Below are 20,520 nucleotides of genomic sequence, written 5' to 3'. Positions count from 1 at the left end.
TTAGCCGGGCAAGGCGTAGGTAACAATGATCTGATTCATGCTGCCTTGCGCCGGCGGTCCGAGCGGGCCGCTGCCGGTGACGCGGTAATGCAGCGTGAACGGTTGTGCCGCGCTTTTGCCATTGAAAAACGTGGTGCTGCCGCTGGCGTTGCGCGTCACATTCCAGCAATTGCGCTGATCCTGCCAGCACAATACCGCTTCGAATCCATACGGTTTCGGATTCACATCATATTTCCACGCGACGTTGGTGATGCCGGCTGCTGCCGGTATCGTCCCGGGAATCCTGAAGACGGTTTCATAGCTGGCATTTTTGGCCACCACGGTGGGACCCATGGCATCGGCCGAGTAGGCCGCCGTCGGGCCGGATGGCACTGCAGGGGATGTGCTTGCGGTGACTGCGGGTGTGTTCGCCGGAACCGCGTGTATTTGCGAAGCCGGCGTGGTGGTGCCGGCGGTGCCCCCAACGCTGAAATTGCGATCAATCCGTATTTGCGCCGCTGCCGTTGTCGCGCCGCCCAGCAATGCCAGGCTGGAGACAATCGAAAAAATCAGTGAATGGTTCATGGCCGGTTGACGTCTCAGACATTGCGCTCATGGTGCAGCGGCAGTGTGATTTGCACACTGAGGCCGCCGCCGCTGCGGTTGCGCAAATGCAGTTTGCCGTTATGGCGAATCACGATGCGATTGACGATGGCCAGTCCAAGACCGGAACCGTTGGCCTGACCCCGGGCCGCATCCAGGCGGGTAAACGGGCGCAGCAAATGCTCCAGTTCGCTGTCCGGTGCTCCGGCACCATGATCATTGATTTCGATCACGGCTTGTTGCCCCTCGGCGTGACAGCGCAGATCGATCTCGGCGATGTCGGTGCCGGGTGTCTTGCCATAGCGGCGTGCATTTTCAATCAGGTTGCTGATCACGCGTTCCAGTTCGGTACTGTTGCCTTTGGCTTCCACGCCGGGCGTGATATCGGTCAGGATGCGCACATCGGTCAGGCGCTTGGCATTGTTGGCAGTATCTTCCAGCATGCCCGACAGATCGACCGGCATGAAGTGACTGGCGTCGAACGGTTTGGCGTAATCCAGAAACTGGCCGATGATGGCATCCATCTGCGCCAGATCGGAGTGCATACCGTCACGTGCTTCGTCGGATAGCTTGGCCATCTCGACTTCCAGTTGCATGCGCGCCAGCGGCGTGCGCAGGTCATGGGAAATACCCGCCAGAATGACGGCGCGGTCGGATTCAATCCGGTCCAGATCGGCCACCATCTGATTGAAACTGCGATTGGCTTCTTCGATTTCGGTCGGGCCGGATTCCGGCAGCGGGTCCGGTTGCTTGCCTTTGGCGATGGCGCGGGCAGCGGCCGTCAGGCGTGCCAGCGGTTGATTGATCAGGGTTGAAATGAAGACTGCGCCAATCAGCGACAGCACCAGCGCAATCGAAGCCCAGCCCAGCCATTGCAGGCTGGAGGTGCGATCCAGCCGGCCGCGGTCAAGCATCAGCCAGTATTGATCTTCATCGATTTTGAAGCTGATCCAGAAACCGTCGACATCGTTGACGCTGGAAGAAAACTGGGTATCTTCGCCCATCGCCTGCTTGACGAAATATTCGAGTTCCGGCAATACCGGCGAATCATCGGGTGGCGCGACCTTGTCGGAATTTTCGAGCGGATAAATGCGGATGCCTTCGTTGCTGGCCAGATCGAACAGCAATTCGCGCCGCATTTCCGGTGCCGAGTGGGTCAGGGCGGCGCGGGTGATGGTGACCACCGAAACGATCTGCGCCGCCAGTTGTTCGGCGCGCGGGCCGCGTTCTACAATCCGGAAGCTGGCGACCCAAGCCACCATGCTGGCGGTAATCAAGAACGTCAGCAGGAAAAAGGTACGCCAGAACAGGCCGTTGCTGAACCACCCGAGTCGGACCTGGGAACGCATATGTTGAATGCCCGCAGAAGGAGTTGGCATGCGCATCAGCGCGGTTTGCCCTCAGGAATGAAGACGTAGCCCAGACCCCACACGGTCTGGATGTAAAGCGGATTGGCCGGATCGGGTTCGATCAGTTTGCGCAGCCGGGAAATCTGAACGTCGAGGCTGCGGTCGAATACTTCGTACTCGCGGCCACGTGCCATTTCCATCAGTTTTTCACGCGACAGCGGCTGGCGTGCGTTGCGTGCGAACACCTTGAGCACTGAGAATTCACCGGTAGTCAGTGGTACGGTATCGCCATTTTTTTTCAGGGTGCGGGTGCCGAGATCAAGTACGAACTCACCGAATTCGAACGACTCCGGCGATTCCGATGGTGCACCCGGCAATTCATCCGGGCCCTTGCGGCGCAATACCGCATTGATGCGGGCGACCAGTTCGCGCGGGTTGAACGGCTTCGGCAGATAATCGTCGGCGCCCATTTCGAGACCGATGATGCGGTCGACGTCTTCACCTTTGGCGGTCAGCATGATGATCGGCGTCTGATCGCCGGCGCCGCGCAGACGACGGCAGATTGCCAGGCCGTCTTCACCGGGCAGCATCAGGTCGAGCACCAGCAAGTCATAGCGTTCACGAATCCACAACTTGTTCATCGATTGCGCGTTTTCCGCCGTGACCACATTGAAGCCCTGTTCGGTCAGATAGCGGCGCAGCAAGTCGCGCAGGCGGATGTCATCATCCACCACCAGTATCTTGGACTGATGAGTCGGGGCGGCGGAAGAAGTTGTATTGTTTGTGTTCATGAGTGTATGGTAACGTCTTCACGGTGATCGGCAAGATGTGCCGGGCAAAAGATACAAAGTGTTACATCCCTTACTTTAATCATCTTATACCATCGCGCCGGTCAACCTACACTGGGCATAACGAAGAAGAATTTTGTCGTCAGCCCGGAAATGTGGAAAAATGCGTCATGGATATTGTTGCTACCAAAAAATATGCTATCGCGGTTTTGTTGCTGACCGGCGTGACATCCGTATTGGCCCGTCCGCCGGAGCCGCCGCGTCCGATACCACATCAGGCTGCCGGCTTTCATCCGCAGAACGATGCCGGACCTGACGCCGGGCGTGCCCAAAAGCAGCGTGACGAGGAGCAGAATCAGCGGCGTGGCAAGCTGAGCCCGGATGAACGGCGCGAGTTGCGTCGTCAGATCGACGAGGCAGGTCAGGATATTTATCGCTACAAGCGTTGAATGAATGTGGGATATTGATGTGCGGCAATGTTGGCCAGCGTCAGCATGCAACTGAGAACAGAATGAAAAACCGGACCTCACAGTCCGGTTTTTTTATGCCTGCTGCGATGCTGCAATGATTGCCCGATGATTGCGCAGTTATTGATGAGCACGCGCCAGTCGTTGTTCGAGCCGGTGCTGCAGCGCTTCGAAACACAGACTGAGGAACCAGTACACCATCGCCGCAGCGATATACAGCGGCAGCGGCCGGAAGGTAACGGCAATGATTTCCTTGGTCGACAACATCAGTTCGGTCACGGTAATGACGGACACCAGCGACGTATCCTTGATCAGGCTGATCAGGGTATTGCTCATCGATGGCACGGCGATGCGGATGGCTTGCGGCACCACGATGTAGTAAAGGGTTTGCGGATAGGTCAGGCCCAGGCTGTAGCTGGCCCCCCATTGGCCTTTGCCGACGCCGGCAATCGCACCGCGCAGGCTTTCGGAGAGATAGGCGCTGGCATTCAGGCTCAATGTCAGGACCCCGGCCATCAGCGGCGAGAATTCAATGCCGACGCTCGGCAAGCCGTAATACACGACAAAGATTTGCACCAGCAGCGGCGTGCCGCGCATCAGACTGACATACACTGCGGCCGGCCACTGGATCAGCCGCCAGCGCGAAATGCGCGCCACCGCCAGTACGAAGCCCAGCACCAGGCCCCCGACCATTGATGACAGCGCAAACAGCAGCGTATAGCCGACACCTTTCAACATGATCGGTGCCGCCTGTTGCAGTAATTCCCAAATGTCAGTCATGAGTGGTCATAAAAAAATCCCCGCCGGTGCGGGGATGTTGATCGAAAGGGGCACGGTTTATTGTGCTGCCGGCGCTTTGCTGACGTCAATCCCGAACCATTTGACCGATGCCTGGCGGAAGCTGCCGTCTTTCTGAATTGCCGCCAGTGCCTGATTCAGGGCCGTCTTGAATTGCGGGTTGCCCTTGCGCAACGGAATGCCGATCTGATCGATGGCGCCTACCGGCGCACCGCCTTTGAGCGGCAGGTTGGATGATTTCAGCAGATAGCTGACCAGCAGGCTGTCGTTGAGCGCGGCGTCGATGCGGCCGCTGGCCAGATCGGCCAGGTATTCGGGTGAGCCGGGATAGGTTTTGACATCGATGCCGGGAATGCTCTTGGCTTTTTGTTCAAAGTTGGTGCCTTGGCCCAGACCGAGTTTTTTTCCCTTCAAATCGTCGAGGCTGTTGAACTGGCGCTTTTCATCTTTGCGGACAATCAGCTGGGCGCTCGACAAGGTGTAGGGGTCCGAAAAATCGAAGGCTTTCTTGCGCTCGTCGGTGATGCCGACCTGATTCATGATGATGTCGTATTTGCCGGCTCCGAGACCTGCCAGAATGCCGCTCCACTCGGTGGTGGTGAATTCGGGCTTGAGGCCCAGTTTCGCTGCCAGCAGTTTGGCGACATCTACTTCGAAGCCGGTCAGTTCACCGGTTTTCGGATCCTTGAAATTGAACGGCGGGTAATTGCCCTCCAGTGCTACCTTCAAGGTACCGCGTGCCTTCACGGTATCGAGCAGATCGGCCGCGCCGGCAGCCAGCGCGGCGCCCGAGAAGATGATGCCGGCGGCGACGGCAGACAGAAAGCGAAGTGATGTTTTGGTCATGCTGGCTCCTGAGGATGTTTAAACATTGTCGTCATGATAATTCTTTTTTGGCGACAACTTCAGACATAGTTGGCAGATGCTTATAATTCCGCACGTCGATTTCCGCTCTTTACCCCGCGCTATCCTGTGATGAAGGGGAGAGTCAGGCTTCCAGCTGTTCCAATTGCTCCTGCAATTCCAGCCAGTCGCTTTCCAGTTGCTCGATTTCCTTGTTGCAGTATGCCTGATCGGTAATCAGATTTTTCAATTCTTCCTTGTTGCCGGCATCATAGATGGCGGGATCGGCCAGGCGGGCATCAATCGCGGATTTCTTGGCCTGCGCCTTGGCGATTTGTTCATCGAGTCGTTTGATGCGTGACTCCAGCGGCTTTTTGAGGGTTGCCAGGCGTTGCCGTTCTTCCGCTTCCACGCGTTTCTGTTCGCGGCGGTCGGCGACGTTTGCCAGTGGTGCAGCAGGTGCAGCGACCGCCACCGGCTTGGCGACCGGCAAGGGTGCGACCACTTCTGCGGCTGCATTGGCAGCGGTATTCTTGGCTGCCAGCTTGGTCTTGAACAACCAGTCGCGATAGTCGTCGAGATCGCCGTCGAAGGGCTGCAATTTGCCGTCGGCGACAATCAGGAACTGGTCGGTGGTAGCGCGCAGCAGATGGCGATCATGGGACACCAGCATCAGCGTGCCTTCAAATTGCGCCAGCGCCATGGTCAGCGCTTCCCGGGTTTCCAGATCCAGATGGTTGGTCGGCTCATCGAGCAGCAGCAGGTTAGGGCGTTGCCAGACGATCAGCGCCAGCGCCAGCCGCGCTTTTTCGCCACCGGAAAACGGCGCGATGCTGCTGCTGGCCATGGTGCCGTTGAAATTGAAGCTGCCGAGGAAATTGCGCAATTCCTGTTCACGCACATTGGGCGCGATTTTGGCCAGATGCCACAGCGGCGATTCGTCGTGGCGCAACATCTCGACCTGATGCTGGGCGAAGTAACCGATCACCAGGCCCTTGCCGAACTGGCTGGTGCCCGACAGCGGTGTCAGTTCATTGGCTACGGTTTTGATCAGGGTCGATTTGCCGGCACCGTTGACGCCGAGCAAGCCGATGCGCTGGCCGGTCTGCAGCGAAAAATCGATGTTCGACACGATCACCTTTTCTTCGACTTCATAGGTTTCCGGATCTTCGATGCGGTAGCCGGCATTGAGCTTTTCCATTACCAGCAACGGATTCGGTGCCGACAGCGGTTCGCGGAATTCGAATGAGAATTCGGCGGCAGCGCGCAATGGCGCCAGTTCTTCCATCTTCGACAAGGCCTTCATCCGGCTCTGTGCCTGCCGGGCTTTGCTGGCCTTGGCCTTGAAGCGATCAATAAATGATTGCAGGTGAGCGCGCTGGCGGGTCTGCTTTTCCAGCATGCCTTGCGCCAGTACCATCTGCGCCGCGCGTTGGCGTTCGAACGAAGAGTAGTTGCCCGAGTAACGCTTGAGCTTGCGTTCGTCGATGTGGACGATCACGTTCACCACGCCGTCAAGAAAATCGCGATCATGGGAAATGATGATCAGGGTGCCGGCGTAGCGCTTGAGCCAGTCTTCCAGCCAGATGATGGCGTCCAGATCCAAGTGATTGGTTGGTTCATCAAGCAGCAACAGGTCGGACGGACACATCAGCGCCTGCGCCAGATTGAGCCGCATGCGCCAGCCGCCGGAGAAGCTGGCTACCGGGCGTTCCATCTGTTCCAGCGTAAAGCCGAGACCGATCAGCAATTGTTCGGCGCGCGAGCGCACGGTATAGGCATCGGCATCGGCCAGTGCACCGTGCAATTCGCCGATGCGGGTGCCGTTTTCAATGCTTTCCGGTTCCGCTTCAGCGGCCGCCAGCTCGGCTTCCAGCTTGCGCAAGGTGACGTCGCCGTCAATCGCGTATTCCACGGCCGGGCGATCCAGCGCCGGCGTTTCCTGCGCCACATAGGCCATACGCCATCTGGACGGGAAGTCGATACTGCCCTGGTCGGCATGCAGCTCGCCGCGCAAGATGGCGAACAGGCTGGATTTGCCGGCGCCGTTGGCGCCGATCAGGCCGATCTTGTCTCCCGGATTGAGAGTGAGGTCGACATTCTCGAGCAACGGCTTGATGCCGCGGGCGAGGGAAACTTGCTGGAAACGAATCATTGCTGAACAAATTCTAAAAGAGAGAAGCGGCGCCCTGCATTCCGGCCGGGCGGAGTGTTGCTGAAAATCGATGCCGGGTCAGCGTGCCTGCAATTGCGCGGCGCTGACCATGAAGACCATGTCATCGCCGGCGCTGGTGCTGAGCCAGGTCAGTTCCAGTCCGGGGAAGGCGGCCTCGGCGTGTTCCCGCTCATTGCCGATTTCGACGATCAGGATACCTTGTGGTGTCAGGCGCTGCGCGGCACCACTGACAATGGTGCGCACCAGATCCATGCCATCATCGCCACCGGCCAGTGCCAGTTGCGGTTCGTGCAGATATTCCTGCGGCAGCTTGGCCATCGAACCGGCGTTCACATAGGGCGGGTTGCTGATGATCAGATCGTATTTGCGGTCCGGCAGTTTGCTGTACAAGTCTGATTCGACCAGCGTGATGCGGTCGCCCAAGGCGTATTCGTCGACATTGAGACGCGCCACGGCCAGTGCGTCAGCTGAAATATCGACGGCATCGATCTGCGCTTGCGGGAAGGCGTCGGCCAGCAAGATCGGCAGGCAACCCGAGCCGGTGCACAGATCCAGCGCATGCTGAACCGCATCGGCATCTTGCAGCCACGGCGCAAAATGTTCCGGGATCAGTTCGGCCAGGAACGAGCGCGGCACGATCACGCGTTCATCGACATAGAAACGGTACCCGCCGAGCCATGCTTCATTGGTCAGATAGGCGGCGGGAATGCGCTCTTCGGTGCGCTTGTCGATGACGCGCAGCAGATTGTCGATTTCGCCTTGCAGCAGACGCGCATCCATGAATGGTTCGAGTTGATCCAGCGGCAGCTTGAGGGTGTGCAGGATCAGGTAGGCCGCTTCGTCGAAGGCATTATTGGTCCCGTGGCCGAAAAACAGTTTGGCAGTATTGAAGCGAGTGATGGCGTAGCGCAAGATGTCGCGTACAGTAGCAAAATTGTTTGGTGTCATGATCGATATTCTCGGTCTGTACATGGGTTGTGAACTCCTGCGCGCTGCAGAACCTGAAGCGCGCCTGATGCAATGTGGGCCGGCTGTGATGCATGCAGACTCAGCCATGATTCGGTCGGCTCAGGAATGAAACGGCAGACGGTGCACGGGGTGCAGCGCCTGCCGGGGACCTGAGCCGGAAGTGTTAAAGCAACAGATTTTCCAGCGTACGGCGATAAATGTTTTTCAATGGATCGATGTAGCGGATTTCGACGTTTTCATCAATCTTGTGGATGCTGTCATTGGGCGGTCCGAATTCGATCACTTGCGGGCAGATCTGCGCGATGAAACGGCCATCGGAAGTGCCGCCGGTAGTCGACAGTTCGGTCTCGATACCGGTTTCAGATTTGATCGCCGCTGACAGCGCGGTGCTCAGATTGCCGCGCGGAGTGAGGAACGGCAAGCCGCCGACAGTCCATTTCAGATCGTATTCAACACCGTGCTGATCGAGAATCGCATGCACGCGTTGTTGCAGACCGTCGACCGTGCTGGCAGTGGAAAAACGGAAATTGAAATCGATCACCACTTCGCCCGGAATCACATTCGAGGCGCCGGTGCCGCCATGGATGTTCGACATTTGCCATGAAGTCGGCAAGTAGTATTCATTGCCGTCATCCCATTTTTCCGCGACCAGTTGCGCCAGCGCCGGCGCCGCCAGATGAATCGGATTCTTCGCCAGTTGCGGATAGGCGATATGGCCCTGAATACCCTTGACCGTCAGCTTGCCCGACATGGTGCCGCGGCGGCCGTTCTTGATCATGTCGCCCAGTTGTTTGGCCGAGGTTGGTTCGCCGACGATGCAGTAATCAAGTTGTTCGCCGCGTTGTTTCAATTGTTCGCACACCACCACGGTGCCGTCAGTAGCCGGGCCTTCTTCATCGCTGGTGATCAGAAAGCCGATCGAGCCCTGATGCTGCGGATGGGCGCCGATGAATTCTTCGCAGGCCACCACCATGGCGGCAATCGAGGTTTTCATGTCGGCCGCGCCGCGACCATACAAACGGCCATCGCGTTGGGTCGGTGCGAACGGGTGCGATTGCCATTGCTCCAGCGGGCCGGTCGGCACCACGTCGGTATGGCCGGCAAACACCAGCAGCGGTTGCGTCTGACCTTTGCGGGCCCAGAGGTTGGTGACGTCGCCCGACTGTATCGTTTCGCAGGTGAAACCGAGCGGCGACAGCAGTTCGATCAGGCGCGCCTGGCAACCTTTGTCATGCGGTGTTACCGATGACAGGGAAATCAGTTCCTGGGTCAGGGCCAGCGTTTTGCTCATGACAATTTATTCTTTGAAAATCTGTTGATAAAGGGCGTCGGAAAATCCGACCTGCGTCTGCTTGCCATCGGCCAGTACCGGCCGTTTGATGATGGAAGGCAATTCCACCATGAGCGCCGTGGCACTGGCATCATCGCTGATGCTGGCCTTGCGCTCGTCGCTCAGGCCGCGCCAGGTAGTGCCCTTGCGATTGACCAGCACATCGCGCGGGACATCCTTGAGCCAGCCTTGCACCAGCGTTGCATCCAGTCCGGCTTTCTTGAAGTCGTGAAAGGTGTAGGCAATATCGTGGTCATCGAGCCAGGTGCGGGCCTTCTTGACCGTGTCGCAATTGGGGATGCCGTAAAGAGTGATGGACTTGCTCATGGGTTCCGCGTTGGCAGTGGTTGAAACGCGGCCGCACGATGGCGGCCAGGTATTGCGGTGTAGCACGGGACGCTGGCAGTGGCGTCCCGCAATACTGCGTTGCCGGTGATCAGGCTTCGCGCAGCAGTTCGTTGATCGATGTCTTGGAACGGGTCTGGGCATCGACCTTCTTGACGATGATCGCGGCGTACAGGCTGTACTTGCCATCTTTCGACGGCAGGCTGCCCGGCACCACCACCGAACCGGCTGGCACGCGACCGTAATACACTTCGCCGGTTTCGCGATCATAGATCTTGGTCGACTGACCGATATACACACCCATCGACAATACCGAATTTTCTTCGATGATCACGCCTTCGACCACTTCCGAACGGGCGCCGATGAAGCAGTTGTCTTCGATAATGACCGGACCGGCCTGCACCGGCTCCAGCACGCCGCCGATACCGACGCCGCCGGACAGGTGAACGTTCTTGCCGATTTGCGCAGCCGAACCGACAGTCGCCCAGGTATCGACCATGGTGCCTTCATCGACGTAGGCGCCGATGTTGACGTAGGAAGGCATCAGTACCACGTTGCGGCCGATGAACGAGCCGTGACGGGCGACCGCCGGAGGCACAACGCGGAAGCCGCCCTGGGCGAAATCCTCCGCAGTGTAGTTGGCAAACTTGGTCGGTACTTTGTCGTAGAACTGCGGGAAGCCGGCGACACCGCTCGAAATCAGGGCGTTGTCTTCCAGGCGGAACGACAACAGGATTGCCTTTTTCACCCATTGATTGACTTGCCACTGACCCACGCTTTGGCGGTCGGCCACGCGCAGGGTGCCTGCGTTGAGGCCGGCGATCACTTCAGCGACAGCATTGCGGATGTCGGCCGGAGCAGACTTGGAGGACAGGCTGGCGCGGTCTTCCCATGCCTGGTCGATAATTTGCTGAATGGATTGGGTCATCTTGTGTTTGCGTTAAGTTGAAAAAATAAAAAAGGTGTTGCGTGTTTAACCGTGGACCGCGCTGTTGCGTGCGGCCCGGCGTCAGCCGGCGGCCAGTGTGCGGGTGAAGGCGACAATGCGTTGTGCGGCTTCCAGGCATTCGTCGACTTCGGCGACCAATGCCATGCGAATACGCTGCTGGCCCGGATTGGTGCCGTGGGCGTCGCGTGCCAGATAGCTGCCCGGCAATACCGTGACATTATATTCGGCATACAGGCGCCTGGCATATTCGGTATCGCTGATCGCGCTCAATTTATCGACTTTGGCCCACAAATAGAAACTGGCGTCCGGCAGCGCGACATCCAGTACTTCCTGCAGCAACGGGGTAACCTGGGCGAACTTGGTAATGTATTTGGCGCGATTTTCCTGCACGTGGGTCTCGTCATTCCAGGCGGCAATCGAGGCGCTCTGGATCGACGGGCTCATGGCACCGCCCTGATAGGTGCGGTACAACAGGAATTTCTTGAGGATGGCAGCATCGCCGGCGACAAAGCCGGAACGCATGCCGGGAACATTCGAGCGCTTGGACAGGCTGGAAAACGCAATCAGCCGGCGGAAGTCGCTGCGACCCAGCAAGTGCGCCGCTTCCAGACCGCCGAGCGGCGCTTCCTGCTTGAAGTAGATTTCGGAATAGCATTCGTCGGAGGCGATCACAAAACCATGGCGATCCGACAAGGCAAACAATTCTTTCCAGTCTTCCAGGCCCAGTACCGCGCCGGTCGGATTGCCGGGGGAACACACGTACAGCAGTTGCACGCGCGACCACACTTCATCGCTGACACTGCGGTAATCGGGGGCGAAATTGCGTGCCGGGTCGGAATTGACGAAGTAGGGCGTGGCACCGGCCAGATACGCCGAGCCTTCATAAATCTGATAGAACGGGTTGGGGCACATCACCAGCGGATCCGGGCGGGTCGGGTCGATTACCGTTTGCGCCAGCGCAAACAGGGCTTCACGGGAGCCGTTGACCGGCAATACCTGTGACGCCGGATCGATTTTCGGCAAGGCATAACGGCGTTCCAGCCAGCCGGCGATGGCCGCGCGCAGCGCTTCGTTGCCGATGGTCAGAGGATAGCTGGCCAGTCCGGACAGGTTATCGGCCAGCGCTTGTTGGATGAAGGCCGGCGTCGGATGCTTGGGTTCGCCGATGCCGAGGCTGATCGGGCGATAGGCCGGATTCGGCGTGACCCCGGAAAAAAGACTCTTCAGCTTTTCGAAGGGATAGGGTTGAAGCTTGTCTAGTAATGGATTCACGGCAATCAAAATCGAGTCGATGGGAGAGAACGCGTCATTATACTGCCCGCGGCGGTTTTTCCCTTGCTTCCCTTCGCGCCGGGCGAAGTGCGGGCACCGCCTTGCCTGCTGGTGTTGTGGCGGCCTTGCGACGCAACAAAAATAGGTTTTTGGGTATCTTGAATTTGCCTATACTTGCCACGGGGCATTTTCCGTGATGGTGCAGCCGGGGGCGAAATGAAAACATTGAGAGCAAAGTTGCTGTGGGCGCTGGCCGTGATGTGGGTCGGGCTGCTGGTGCTGGCGACATGGTCGGCGCTCAATACGCGCAACAACATGATCGAGGAACGCAAGGCTGGTCTGCGGCGCGTGGTGGACGCTGCGGAAGGATTGCTCAAGAGTTACGCGGCGGACGTCTCCAGCGGCAAGCTGAGTGTGCAGGATGCCCGGCGCAGCGCATTGGAACGGATCGCGGCCATGCGTTATGACGATGCCAATTACATTTTTGTAGTCGATTCCAAGCCGGTGGTGCTGATGCATCCGACCAGCAAAGGTCTGGTCGGCAAGAATGTTTCCGATCGCAAGGATAGCGACGGCAAGCTCTATTATCTGGATATGGTGCGCGTGGCCAGGCAACAGCAACGCGGATTCGTTGAATACATGGGGCGTTTGCCTGGCCAGGATGACAGCAAACGCGCTTCCAAACTCAGTTATGTCGTGCATTACCAGCCGTGGGACTGGATTCTGGTGTCCGGCATCTTTCTCAACGATGTCGAGGCAGATTTTCAGGCCACGCTGATGAAGTTGCTGGCGCTGCTGTTTGTGGTCGGCGCCGTGGTCTCGGCAATGATGCTGGTGATCATCCGCAATATCACGCGCAGTCTGGGCGGTGAACCGGCATATGCGGTATCGGTGGTGGCGCGCATCGCTGCCGGTGATCTGAGCGGCACCATCGTCACCCGGCCGGGCGACAGCCGCAGTCTGCTGCACGAAATGCGCAACATGCGCGAACATCTGGCGGGCGTCATCGGCGGCATCCGCAGCAGCACTGATGCGATAGATGTCGGCGCCAGCGAGATCGCTGCCGGCAATCTGGATCTGTCGTCGCGCACCGAGCAGCAAGCGGCTTCGCTGGAAGAAACCGCCTCCAGCATGGAGCAGCTCACATCCACGGTGCAGCAGAATGCCGATAACGCCCGTCAGGCTGGCCAATTGGCGCGCAATGCGTCGGATGTCGCGGTACGCGGCGGTGCAGTGGTCGGGCAGGTAGTAAATACCATGCAAGGCATTACCGACAGCTCACGCAAGATCGCCGACATCATCAGCGTGATCGACGGCATTGCCTTTCAGACCAATATTCTGGCGTTGAATGCCGCCGTCGAGGCCGCGCGCGCCGGTGAGCAGGGGCGCGGCTTTGCTGTGGTGGCTTCGGAAGTGCGCAGTCTGGCGCAACGCAGCGCGCAAGCGGCCAAAGAAATCAAGACGCTGATTGAAGATTCGGTCGAGCGGGTGGGTAACGGTTCCGAGCTGGTACATCGGGCCGGACAGACCATGAATGAGGTAGTGACGGCAGTCAAGCACATGACTGACATCATGGGTGAAATCACTTCCGCCTCGGAAGAACAGAGTTCCGGCATCGAACAGGTCAATCAGGCCATCGCGCAGATGGATCAGGTAACCCAGCAGAATGCGGCGTTGGTGGAGCAAGCCGCTGCCGCAGCGGGTTCACTGGAAGAACAGGCGCGCAATCTGAAACAGGCGGTGGCGGTGTTTCGACTGCAGGAAGAGGAGAATGCGGTGCCGGCTGCGGTCAGACCGGCAGCGCCGGGCGTCAACCCTGTGCGGCAGCCACCGCAGCCGATGGCGCGTGCCGAGCGCAAGCAGCCGGCTGCTGCGGTGGTGCGGAACAGCGCAGTGACCGGCGCAACGACGGCGCCGGCAAAACCGGCGCGGCCGGCGACACCCCCGGCCAATCATTCTGACGATGGCGACTGGGAAACCTTTTGACATTGCCTGGCGGCCGGCTCTTGCGCAGTGCTGCAGCGCCGGCTTCAATTGTTAAATAGCTTGACCGGCCGCCACATGCCTTGCGAAATCCGGTACAAGGTATACGGCGGATTGTTCTGGCTGCCGTCGGCGGCAAACGAGACCGGACCGGAAATGCCTGTGTAACGCATCACGTGCAACTCGTCGATGGCGGCTTTGGGGTTGAGTGAATTGGCTCTTTTCAGCGCTTCGATCAGCATGCCGACCGCATCATAAGAAAACATGGCGTAAGCACTGATGGCGGTATCGAATTTCTGCTTGAATCTTTTTTCGAAATCGGCGTAACCTGGCCGGCTCTCGACCGGCGTGCCATGCAGCAGCACATAGGTCCCCTCAGGGTAGTTGCCGGCTTTGGGAAATTCCAGATTGACCCCGCCACCGGTCAACAGCAACTTGGCAAATGCGCCCATGCGCTGGAAGCTTTGAGTGAATGCGGCGGCTTGCGGGCCGACGCCGGAAAAGAAGATGGCATCCGGACTGGTCGCTTTTACCCGGCCCATGGCGTCATTGAAATCCGAGGTCTTGTTGTTGACCGATTCTCTGATCACGACAGTGCCGCCGTTCCGTTGCAGGCGCTGCGTAAAGCCATCGGCCAGACCGGTCCCAAGTACGCTGCCATTATCAATGACCGCAAAGCGCTTGCTTTTCAGGATATCCATTGCGATGTCGCCCAGATGGGCCGCCGTGATATCGCTGTGTCCCAGCAACTGGAACACGTTTTTGTAGCCGCTTTGCGTGAATGTGCGGCCGGTCGAGGTCGGTGTGATTTCGGCTATCCCGGCGTCGCTGTATATCTTGGCGGTGGCCACGCTGGTATCAGTGGAGTTGTGGCCGATGACGCCTGTTACGCCCATGGAAACGAATGAATTGGCGGTGATACGCGCAAAGTTGACGTCAGATTGATCGTCGACCACCATCAGTTTGAAGGTAACGGGCTTGCCGGCGATCTGAATATTGCGGCGATTGGCGTCATCGACGGCCAGTTGCGCACCATCGCGCGCGCTGAAACTCAAATTGGTTTGGGTCTTGGCCCCCAGGCCGCCGGCAAATCCGATGAGTGCCGTGTGTTTCGTGTTGTCAGGCGCGGCTGCCGGATGCCAGCTCAATAGCGCTGCCGCGAACAGCACAGCAGGAATGCTGGTATGAAATACGTGCTGCATCATGATGAATTCCCCTCAGAATCGGCATGAAGATGGCATGGATCCAATACAATTTCTTTTGGGTAATTTTTATTTTTCGTTTTGGTTTTTTTAAGTATCGTTGATTTTTTGCCCGGCAAGTTGAAAACGTGACCCGCGGCGGGCCGCACTCGCAAAATGTTGCATTCCGGGCAGTGCAGATAGGGGTGATGATGCGGCGACAACCAGTATAATGCGGCGTGTCATACTGTCTGGCCGCTGCTGTGCACATCCATTGTCAAGACGTCAATTGGCGTTGTGGTGGTGTCAGGCAGCCGCACAGTGCTTTTTGCTTTCGCGCCGCTGCTGGCTGATGCCGCCGGGGCGGATTCGCCAAACTCCTTGCGCTGCCGGCAGGCCGGTCTGCGAGGGGTATATGTTCATATTTCAAACTCTGTTGAATAGTCGATAACGTGCGCTTAACTTCCATAAAATTGTCAGGATTCAAGTCTTTCGTCGATCCAACGAATTTTCAGGTGCCGGGACAACTGGTGGGCGTGGTCGGACCGAATGGTTGCGGCAAGTCCAATATTATCGATGCCGTGCGCTGGGTGCTGGGTGAATCGAAAGCATCCGAACTGCGCGGCGAGTCAATGCAGGACGTGATTTTCAACGGCTCCACCAATCGCAAACCGGCCGGCCGCTCATCGGTGGAACTGGTATTCGACAATGGCGACGGCAAAGCTGCCGGCCAATGGAGCCAGTATGCGGAAATCGCCGTCAAGCGCACGCTCACGCGTGACGGCACGTCTACCTATTACATCAATAATCAATCGGTCCGCCGGCGCGACATTCAGGATATTTTCCTGGGTACCGGTCTTGGCCCGCGTGCTTACGCCATCATCGGTCAGGGCATGATTTCGCGCATCATTGAAGCGCGCCCGGAAGAATTGCGGATTTTTCTGGAAGAAGCTGCCGGTGTCTCGAAGTACAAGGAACGTCGCCGCGAAACCGAAAATCGTCTGCACGACACGCGCGAAAATCTGACCCGGGTAGAAGACATTCTGCGTGAACTGAACGCCAATCTGGAAAAGCTGGAAGCGCAAGCGGCAGTCGCCAAGCGCTTCCACGATTTGCAAGGCGATCAGGAAGAAAAGCAAAAACTGCTGTGGTTGCTGCGCAAGAACGAAGCCAAGGCCGAGCAGGAAAAATTCTTCCGCGAAATCGAAAAAGCCCAGACCGATCTGGAAGAGCAGACCGCCAAGCTGCGCCATGTGGAAACCGAGCTGGAGCACATGCGGCAATCGCATTACGCTGCCGGTGACCGCTTGCATCAGGCGCAAGGTCATCTGTACCAGACCAATTCCGAAATCGGCAGTCTGGAAGCGCAAATCAAATTCGTGATCGAATCGCGCACCCGTCTGCAAACGCAACTGAACTCACTGACCGTGCAGCGCGATCAGTGGCAGCGTCAGGGCACGCAGCATCAGGACGATCTGGCTGAAGCCGAGATTCATCTGGAAGAGCAGGGCATGCGGGTCGAGCAGGCGCAACAGTCGGTGCAGGATTGCAACGACAGTTTGCCAACGCTGGAGCAAGCCTGGCGCGAAGCGCAACTCAAGACCACGGAATCGCGCGGCAAGATCATGCAGATCCAGCAGCAGATCGAGCTGGAGTCGGCGCACCAGCGCAATGCCTCGAATATCCTGAACGGCCTGACCACGCGACGCGAACGCCTGATGCAGGAAAAGAGCGGGCTCAACATGCCCGACGATGTGCATCTGAATAATCTGAAACTGCAACTGGAAGAAAAGCAAGCCACGCTGGAAGAGTCCGGCATGCAGCTGGAAGAGGCGCAAGAGCAATTGCCGCGGCTGGAAGAAGAGCGGCGCGCGGCGCAAGAACTGGTGAACAAGGAAAGCACTGCCAACGGCCAGCTGGAAGCGCGATTGACGGCGCTCAAGCAATTGCAGGAAAGTGTCCAGAGTCAGGGCAAGGTACAACCTTGGTTGGAAAAGCACGAACTGGCCAAGCTGCCGCGCTTGTGGCAAAAGCTGCATATCGAGCAAGGTTGGGAAACCGCGCTGGAGTCGGTCTTGCGCGAACGCATGTCGGCGCTGGAAGTGTCCAATCTGGATTGGGCCAAAGCCTTCTTCAATGACGCACCACCGGCCAAGCTGGCATTGTTTGCGCCGAATCCGGCGGCGGCACCGGCAGCGCCGCCGCCAGCGGGCCTCAAGCCCTTCATCAATCTGTTGCAACTGAACGATCCGGGTTTGCGCGCCTTGCTGCAAGACTGGCTGCACAATGTATTCCTGGCAGACGATACCGCCAGCGCTTTTGCTGACCGCAGCAAATTGCCGGCCGGCGCTTGCTTTGTCACGCGTCAGGGTCATGTGGTCAGTCAATCCAGCGTGCGTTTCTATGCGTCCGATTCGGAGCAGGACGGCATGCTGGCGCGCCAGCAGGAAATCGAAAACATCACCAAGCAGCAACGCGTGCAGTCGATGCTGGCCGATGAGGCCAAGTCGCGTGCCGTGCGCGCCGAGGCAGCGCTGACCGGCGCTACCCAGCGCCTGCAGGAATTGCGTCAGCGTGTCAACGGCTTGACTCAGGCTGTCCACAGCTTGCAGATCGAAGTCATGAAGTTGTCGGAAGTGCAGGAGCGCTTCAATCAGCGCAGTACGCAAATTGTCGCCGACCTCGCCGAAATCGAAGCGCAGGAAGTGGAGCAGCAGCACATCAAGGCCGAATCCGAAGCCAAGTTCGAACAGCTCGATATCGAACTGGCCGAATTGCAGGAATCGCATGAAAACGGCCAGACCGACTATCTCGGCAAGGAACAGCAACTCAACGACGCGCGCCAGAAATTGCGCGAGCTGGAGCGGGCGGCGCAGGAATCCGAGTTTGCCGAAAAGTCGCAACGCAACAAGATCGAGGAACTCAAGCGCAGCATCGCCACCGCGCTGGAGCAGGCGGCGCAATTGTTTGCCAGCATGGAACAAGGCAGCCTGGAACTGGAGAGCCTGGACGATCAGGCCGCCCAGGCCGGTTTGCAATCCTTGCTGGACAAGCGCAGCGAGCAGGAACGCGCGCTGGCCGATGCGCGTCACGAACTGGATCAGTTGTCGCAGCAATTGCGTCAGCACGAAGAAAACCGCATGCAATCCGAGCGCAGCCTGCAACCGCAGCGCGACCGGATTACCGAATTGCAGCTCAAGGAGCAGGCGGCGCGCCTGAATCAGGAGCAGTTCACGCAAGCGCTGGCTGATACGCAGGCCGATGAAGCGGCCTTGTCAGAGAAGCTGACCAGCGAGATGCGGCCCTCGTATCTGCAAGGGGAAGTGACGCGTCTGACCAATGCTATTGCGGCACTGGGCGCGGTCAATCTGGCCGCACTCGACGAACTGGCTACGGCGTCCGAGCGCAAGAATTTCCTCGACTCGCAACATGCCGATCTGACCGAAGCCATGAATACGCTGGAAGATGCGATCCACAAGATCGATATCGAAACCCGCGGTTTGCTGCAAGATACCTTCGACAAGGTGAATACCCATTTTGCCGAACTGTTCCCGATTCTGTTCGGTGGCGGCCAGGCCAAGCTGATCATGACCGGCGACGAAATTCTCGATTCCGGCGTGCAAGTCATGGCGCAACCGCCGGGCAAGAAGAACGCCACCATCCATTTGTTATCAGGTGGTGAAAAGGCATTGACGGCAACCGCGCTGGTGTTTTCGATGTTCCAGCTCAACCCGGCACCGTTCTGTCTGCTCGACGAAGTGGACGCACCGCTGGATGATGCCAATACCGAACGCTTCTGCAACATGGTCAAACGGATGTCGGTGCATACCCAGTTCCTGTTCATTTCGCATAACAAAATTGCAATGGAAATGGCAAATCAACTGATCGGTGTGACGATGCAGGAGCAGGGCGTGTCCCGCATCGTCGCCGTGGATATGGAATCGGCCGTCAATCTGACTGCCGAGGAGCAAGCTGCCTGAGGCCGCGGACCGTGAGCCCCGGTGCAGGTTGGCTTGACAACTTTTATGCGGAACACTACCCTGAACGCCTTGTCATACAAGGTGTCTATTCGTTCTGGCTTGATAACAAAAAGATGCTGATGGTGCCTAACTGAAAGACGACCGGATCGTCTTTCCTGCCCACTCTATGGATTCCACTAATGACCTGCTTTATTGAACTGACTATATCTGACTGCGGCGAGGCACCAGCCGCCGCTGCGGCACCAGCCATTGCCCCCGGGAAAATTTTCGGGGTGCGTGCCGCATGACAGACCTGCAAACCAGCCTGCTCGTGATCGGCGGCGTGATCGTCGTCGGCGTTATTTCCTACAACAAGTGGCAAGAACACAAAACCCGCAAATCCGTAGAGCGCGCATTTTCGTCGGATCATGACGATGTGCTGATGCACCCGGATGCGGACAACAGCGTGCGTCCCGCACATGACGATGAGCGTCAGGAGCCTGAGCTGTACCAGATGCCTGAACGTCGTCCGCAAGCGGCGCCGGCCGAGCCGGTCGAACCATACATGCCGCAGGATCCGGTGACAATCGATCCGGAGGCCGGCAAGTCAGTGCGTGAAGCCATCCAGAATTTTGCCCGCGACGATGCGCCGCTGACATCATCCGAAGCCGGTTTTGATGCGCCCCCGGTCGAGGCCCCGGTACCGGCACGGCCGCAACGCGATCTGCCGGTCGACGATCTGATCGATTGCGCAATTCCGATTGCACTGGAGTCGTCGGTGCGTGGCGACAAGATTCTGCCGCCGATACAAAATTTGCGTTACGTCGGCAACAAGCCGGTGCATTTCATTGGCCGCACCGAAGACGGCGAATGGGAAGCCATTGCCCATGGCGGCGTCTACACCGCGCTGCTGGCCGGCGCGCAATTGGCCAATCGCAGCAATGCACTGAACGAGCTGGAATATTCGGAGCTGGTCATGCGCCTGCGCGAATTTACCGATTCGCTCAATGCCGAGCCGGAAATCCCGGACATGATGGATGTCATGAAGACGGCGCAGGCATTGCATCAGTTCATCATGGATCACGATGTGCAACTGGGCGTGAATGTCCGTTCCAATGGCGCGCCATGGAACATCAGCACCTTGCTGGCGGCATTGACGCGGCAAGGGTTTGATCGCCGTACCGACGGTCATCTTGTGATGCAGGATGGCGAAGGCGAAGTGTTGTTCTCGCTGTCGACCAATGCCACGCAGGCCGAAGAAACCACTGACCGTCTGACGCTGCTGCTCGATGTGCCGCGCGTCGGCCCGGCCCGCGATGGTTATGGCGCCTTGATTGCCTGTGCCCGTTCGCTGGCCATGCGCCTCGGCGGTACGGTGGTGGACGACAGCGATCAGTTGCTGACCGACGCCGCCCTGGCCGACATCGGCGAGCAGGTCAGCGCGTTCTACAGTGCCATGGAGTCAGCCGATGTTGCCGCCGGTTCCAACCGCGCAACCCGTTTGTTCAGCTAGCCCGTCCTCTTCACCA

General features: G+C 58.3%; 16 protein-coding genes. 4 read left to right on the top strand and 12 right to left on the bottom strand.

Going from position 1 to position 20,520, the window contains the following annotated elements; all coding sequences use genetic code 11:
• The 3 genes from AKL27_RS10390 to ompR are packed head-to-tail and all read right to left on the bottom strand — an operon-like array spanning nt 1 to nt 2,722.
• Entirely contained in the window at nt 1–564 is a 564-nt protein-coding gene (locus AKL27_RS10390; protein ID WP_050462742.1) for a flagellar protein FlhE, read from the bottom strand.
• Between the two features lie 14 nt (nt 565–578).
• Nucleotides 579–1,931 (bottom strand): sensor histidine kinase, encoded by a 1,353-nt coding sequence (locus AKL27_RS10385; RefSeq protein ID WP_050462770.1) that lies wholly within the window; start codon nt 1,929–1,931, stop codon nt 579–581.
• A gap of 35 nt (nt 1,932–1,966) precedes the next feature.
• Complete coding sequence (ompR, locus tag AKL27_RS10380) at nt 1,967–2,722, bottom strand: osmolarity response regulator transcription factor OmpR (protein WP_050462741.1); 756 nt, start codon at nt 2,720–2,722, stop codon at nt 1,967–1,969.
• A gap of 167 nt (nt 2,723–2,889) precedes the next feature.
• Here ompR and AKL27_RS10375 point away from each other — a divergent pair, with 167 nt between their 5' ends.
• Nucleotides 2,890–3,168, top strand: coding sequence for a hypothetical protein (locus AKL27_RS10375; protein ID WP_050462740.1), 279 nt, complete (start codon nt 2,890–2,892; stop codon nt 3,166–3,168).
• 138 nt (nt 3,169–3,306) lie between these two features.
• Here the strand turns inward: AKL27_RS10375 and AKL27_RS10370 are convergent, their stop codons facing one another.
• From AKL27_RS10370 to dapC, 8 genes are all read right to left on the bottom strand, one after another.
• Nucleotides 3,307–3,966: an amino acid ABC transporter permease gene (locus tag AKL27_RS10370; RefSeq protein ID WP_050462739.1), complete on the bottom strand. Its 660-nt coding sequence runs from the start codon at nt 3,964–3,966 to the stop codon at nt 3,307–3,309.
• Between the two features lie 57 nt (nt 3,967–4,023).
• The gene (locus AKL27_RS10365; protein ID WP_050462738.1) at nt 4,024–4,830 is read right to left on the bottom strand and encodes a cystine ABC transporter substrate-binding protein; all 807 of its coding nucleotides are present in this window, start codon (nt 4,828–4,830) and stop codon (nt 4,024–4,026) included.
• Between the two features lie 142 nt (nt 4,831–4,972).
• A complete protein-coding gene (locus AKL27_RS10360) occupies nt 4,973–6,982 on the bottom strand; it encodes an ATP-binding cassette domain-containing protein (RefSeq protein WP_050462737.1) in 2,010 nt (669 codons plus the stop codon).
• Nucleotides 6,983–7,060: 78 nt separating this feature from the next.
• Complete coding sequence (gene prmB, locus AKL27_RS10355; protein ID WP_050462736.1) at nt 7,061–7,951, bottom strand: 50S ribosomal protein L3 N(5)-glutamine methyltransferase; 891 nt, start codon at nt 7,949–7,951, stop codon at nt 7,061–7,063.
• Between the two features lie 184 nt (nt 7,952–8,135).
• A complete protein-coding gene (gene dapE, locus AKL27_RS10350; RefSeq protein WP_050462735.1) occupies nt 8,136–9,263 on the bottom strand; it encodes a succinyl-diaminopimelate desuccinylase in 1,128 nt (375 codons plus the stop codon).
• A gap of 6 nt (nt 9,264–9,269) precedes the next feature.
• Nucleotides 9,270–9,629: an ArsC family reductase gene (locus AKL27_RS10345; protein WP_050462734.1), complete on the bottom strand. Its 360-nt coding sequence runs from the start codon at nt 9,627–9,629 to the stop codon at nt 9,270–9,272.
• Between the two features lie 109 nt (nt 9,630–9,738).
• A complete protein-coding gene (gene dapD / locus AKL27_RS10340; protein ID WP_050462733.1) occupies nt 9,739–10,575 on the bottom strand; it encodes a 2,3,4,5-tetrahydropyridine-2,6-dicarboxylate N-succinyltransferase in 837 nt (278 codons plus the stop codon).
• 81 nt (nt 10,576–10,656) lie between these two features.
• Nucleotides 10,657–11,868, bottom strand: a complete 1,212-nt coding sequence (gene dapC, locus AKL27_RS10335) for a succinyldiaminopimelate transaminase (protein ID WP_050462769.1) — start codon at nt 11,866–11,868, stop codon at nt 10,657–10,659.
• Nucleotides 11,869–12,084: 216 nt separating this feature from the next.
• Between dapC and AKL27_RS10330 the strand changes: the two genes are divergently transcribed.
• Entirely contained in the window at nt 12,085–13,854 is a 1,770-nt protein-coding gene (locus AKL27_RS10330) for a methyl-accepting chemotaxis protein (RefSeq protein ID WP_050462732.1), read from the top strand.
• A gap of 44 nt (nt 13,855–13,898) precedes the next feature.
• On the opposite strand, the gene AKL27_RS10325 is transcribed toward AKL27_RS10330, so the two are convergent.
• Complete coding sequence (locus tag AKL27_RS10325) at nt 13,899–15,056, bottom strand: branched-chain amino acid ABC transporter substrate-binding protein (RefSeq protein WP_050462731.1); 1,158 nt, start codon at nt 15,054–15,056, stop codon at nt 13,899–13,901.
• Nucleotides 15,057–15,484: 428 nt separating this feature from the next.
• Here AKL27_RS10325 and smc point away from each other — a divergent pair, with 428 nt between their 5' ends.
• Together smc and AKL27_RS10315 are read left to right on the top strand one after the other, a co-directional pair.
• Nucleotides 15,485–19,012, top strand: a complete 3,528-nt coding sequence (gene smc / locus AKL27_RS10320; RefSeq protein ID WP_050462730.1) for a chromosome segregation protein SMC — start codon at nt 15,485–15,487, stop codon at nt 19,010–19,012.
• Between the two features lie 283 nt (nt 19,013–19,295).
• On the top strand, nt 19,296–20,504 hold the full coding sequence (locus tag AKL27_RS10315) for a cell division protein ZipA C-terminal FtsZ-binding domain-containing protein (RefSeq protein ID WP_050462729.1): 1,209 nt from the start codon (nt 19,296–19,298) through the stop codon (nt 20,502–20,504).
• Nucleotides 20,505–20,520 lie beyond the last annotated feature (16 nt).

This window comes from Herbaspirillum autotrophicum, assembly GCF_001189915.1.
Taxonomy (GTDB): Bacteria; Pseudomonadota; Gammaproteobacteria; order Burkholderiales; family Burkholderiaceae_D; genus Herbaspirillum; species Herbaspirillum autotrophicum.
This window is presented reverse-complemented; position numbering and strand designations above follow the sequence as displayed.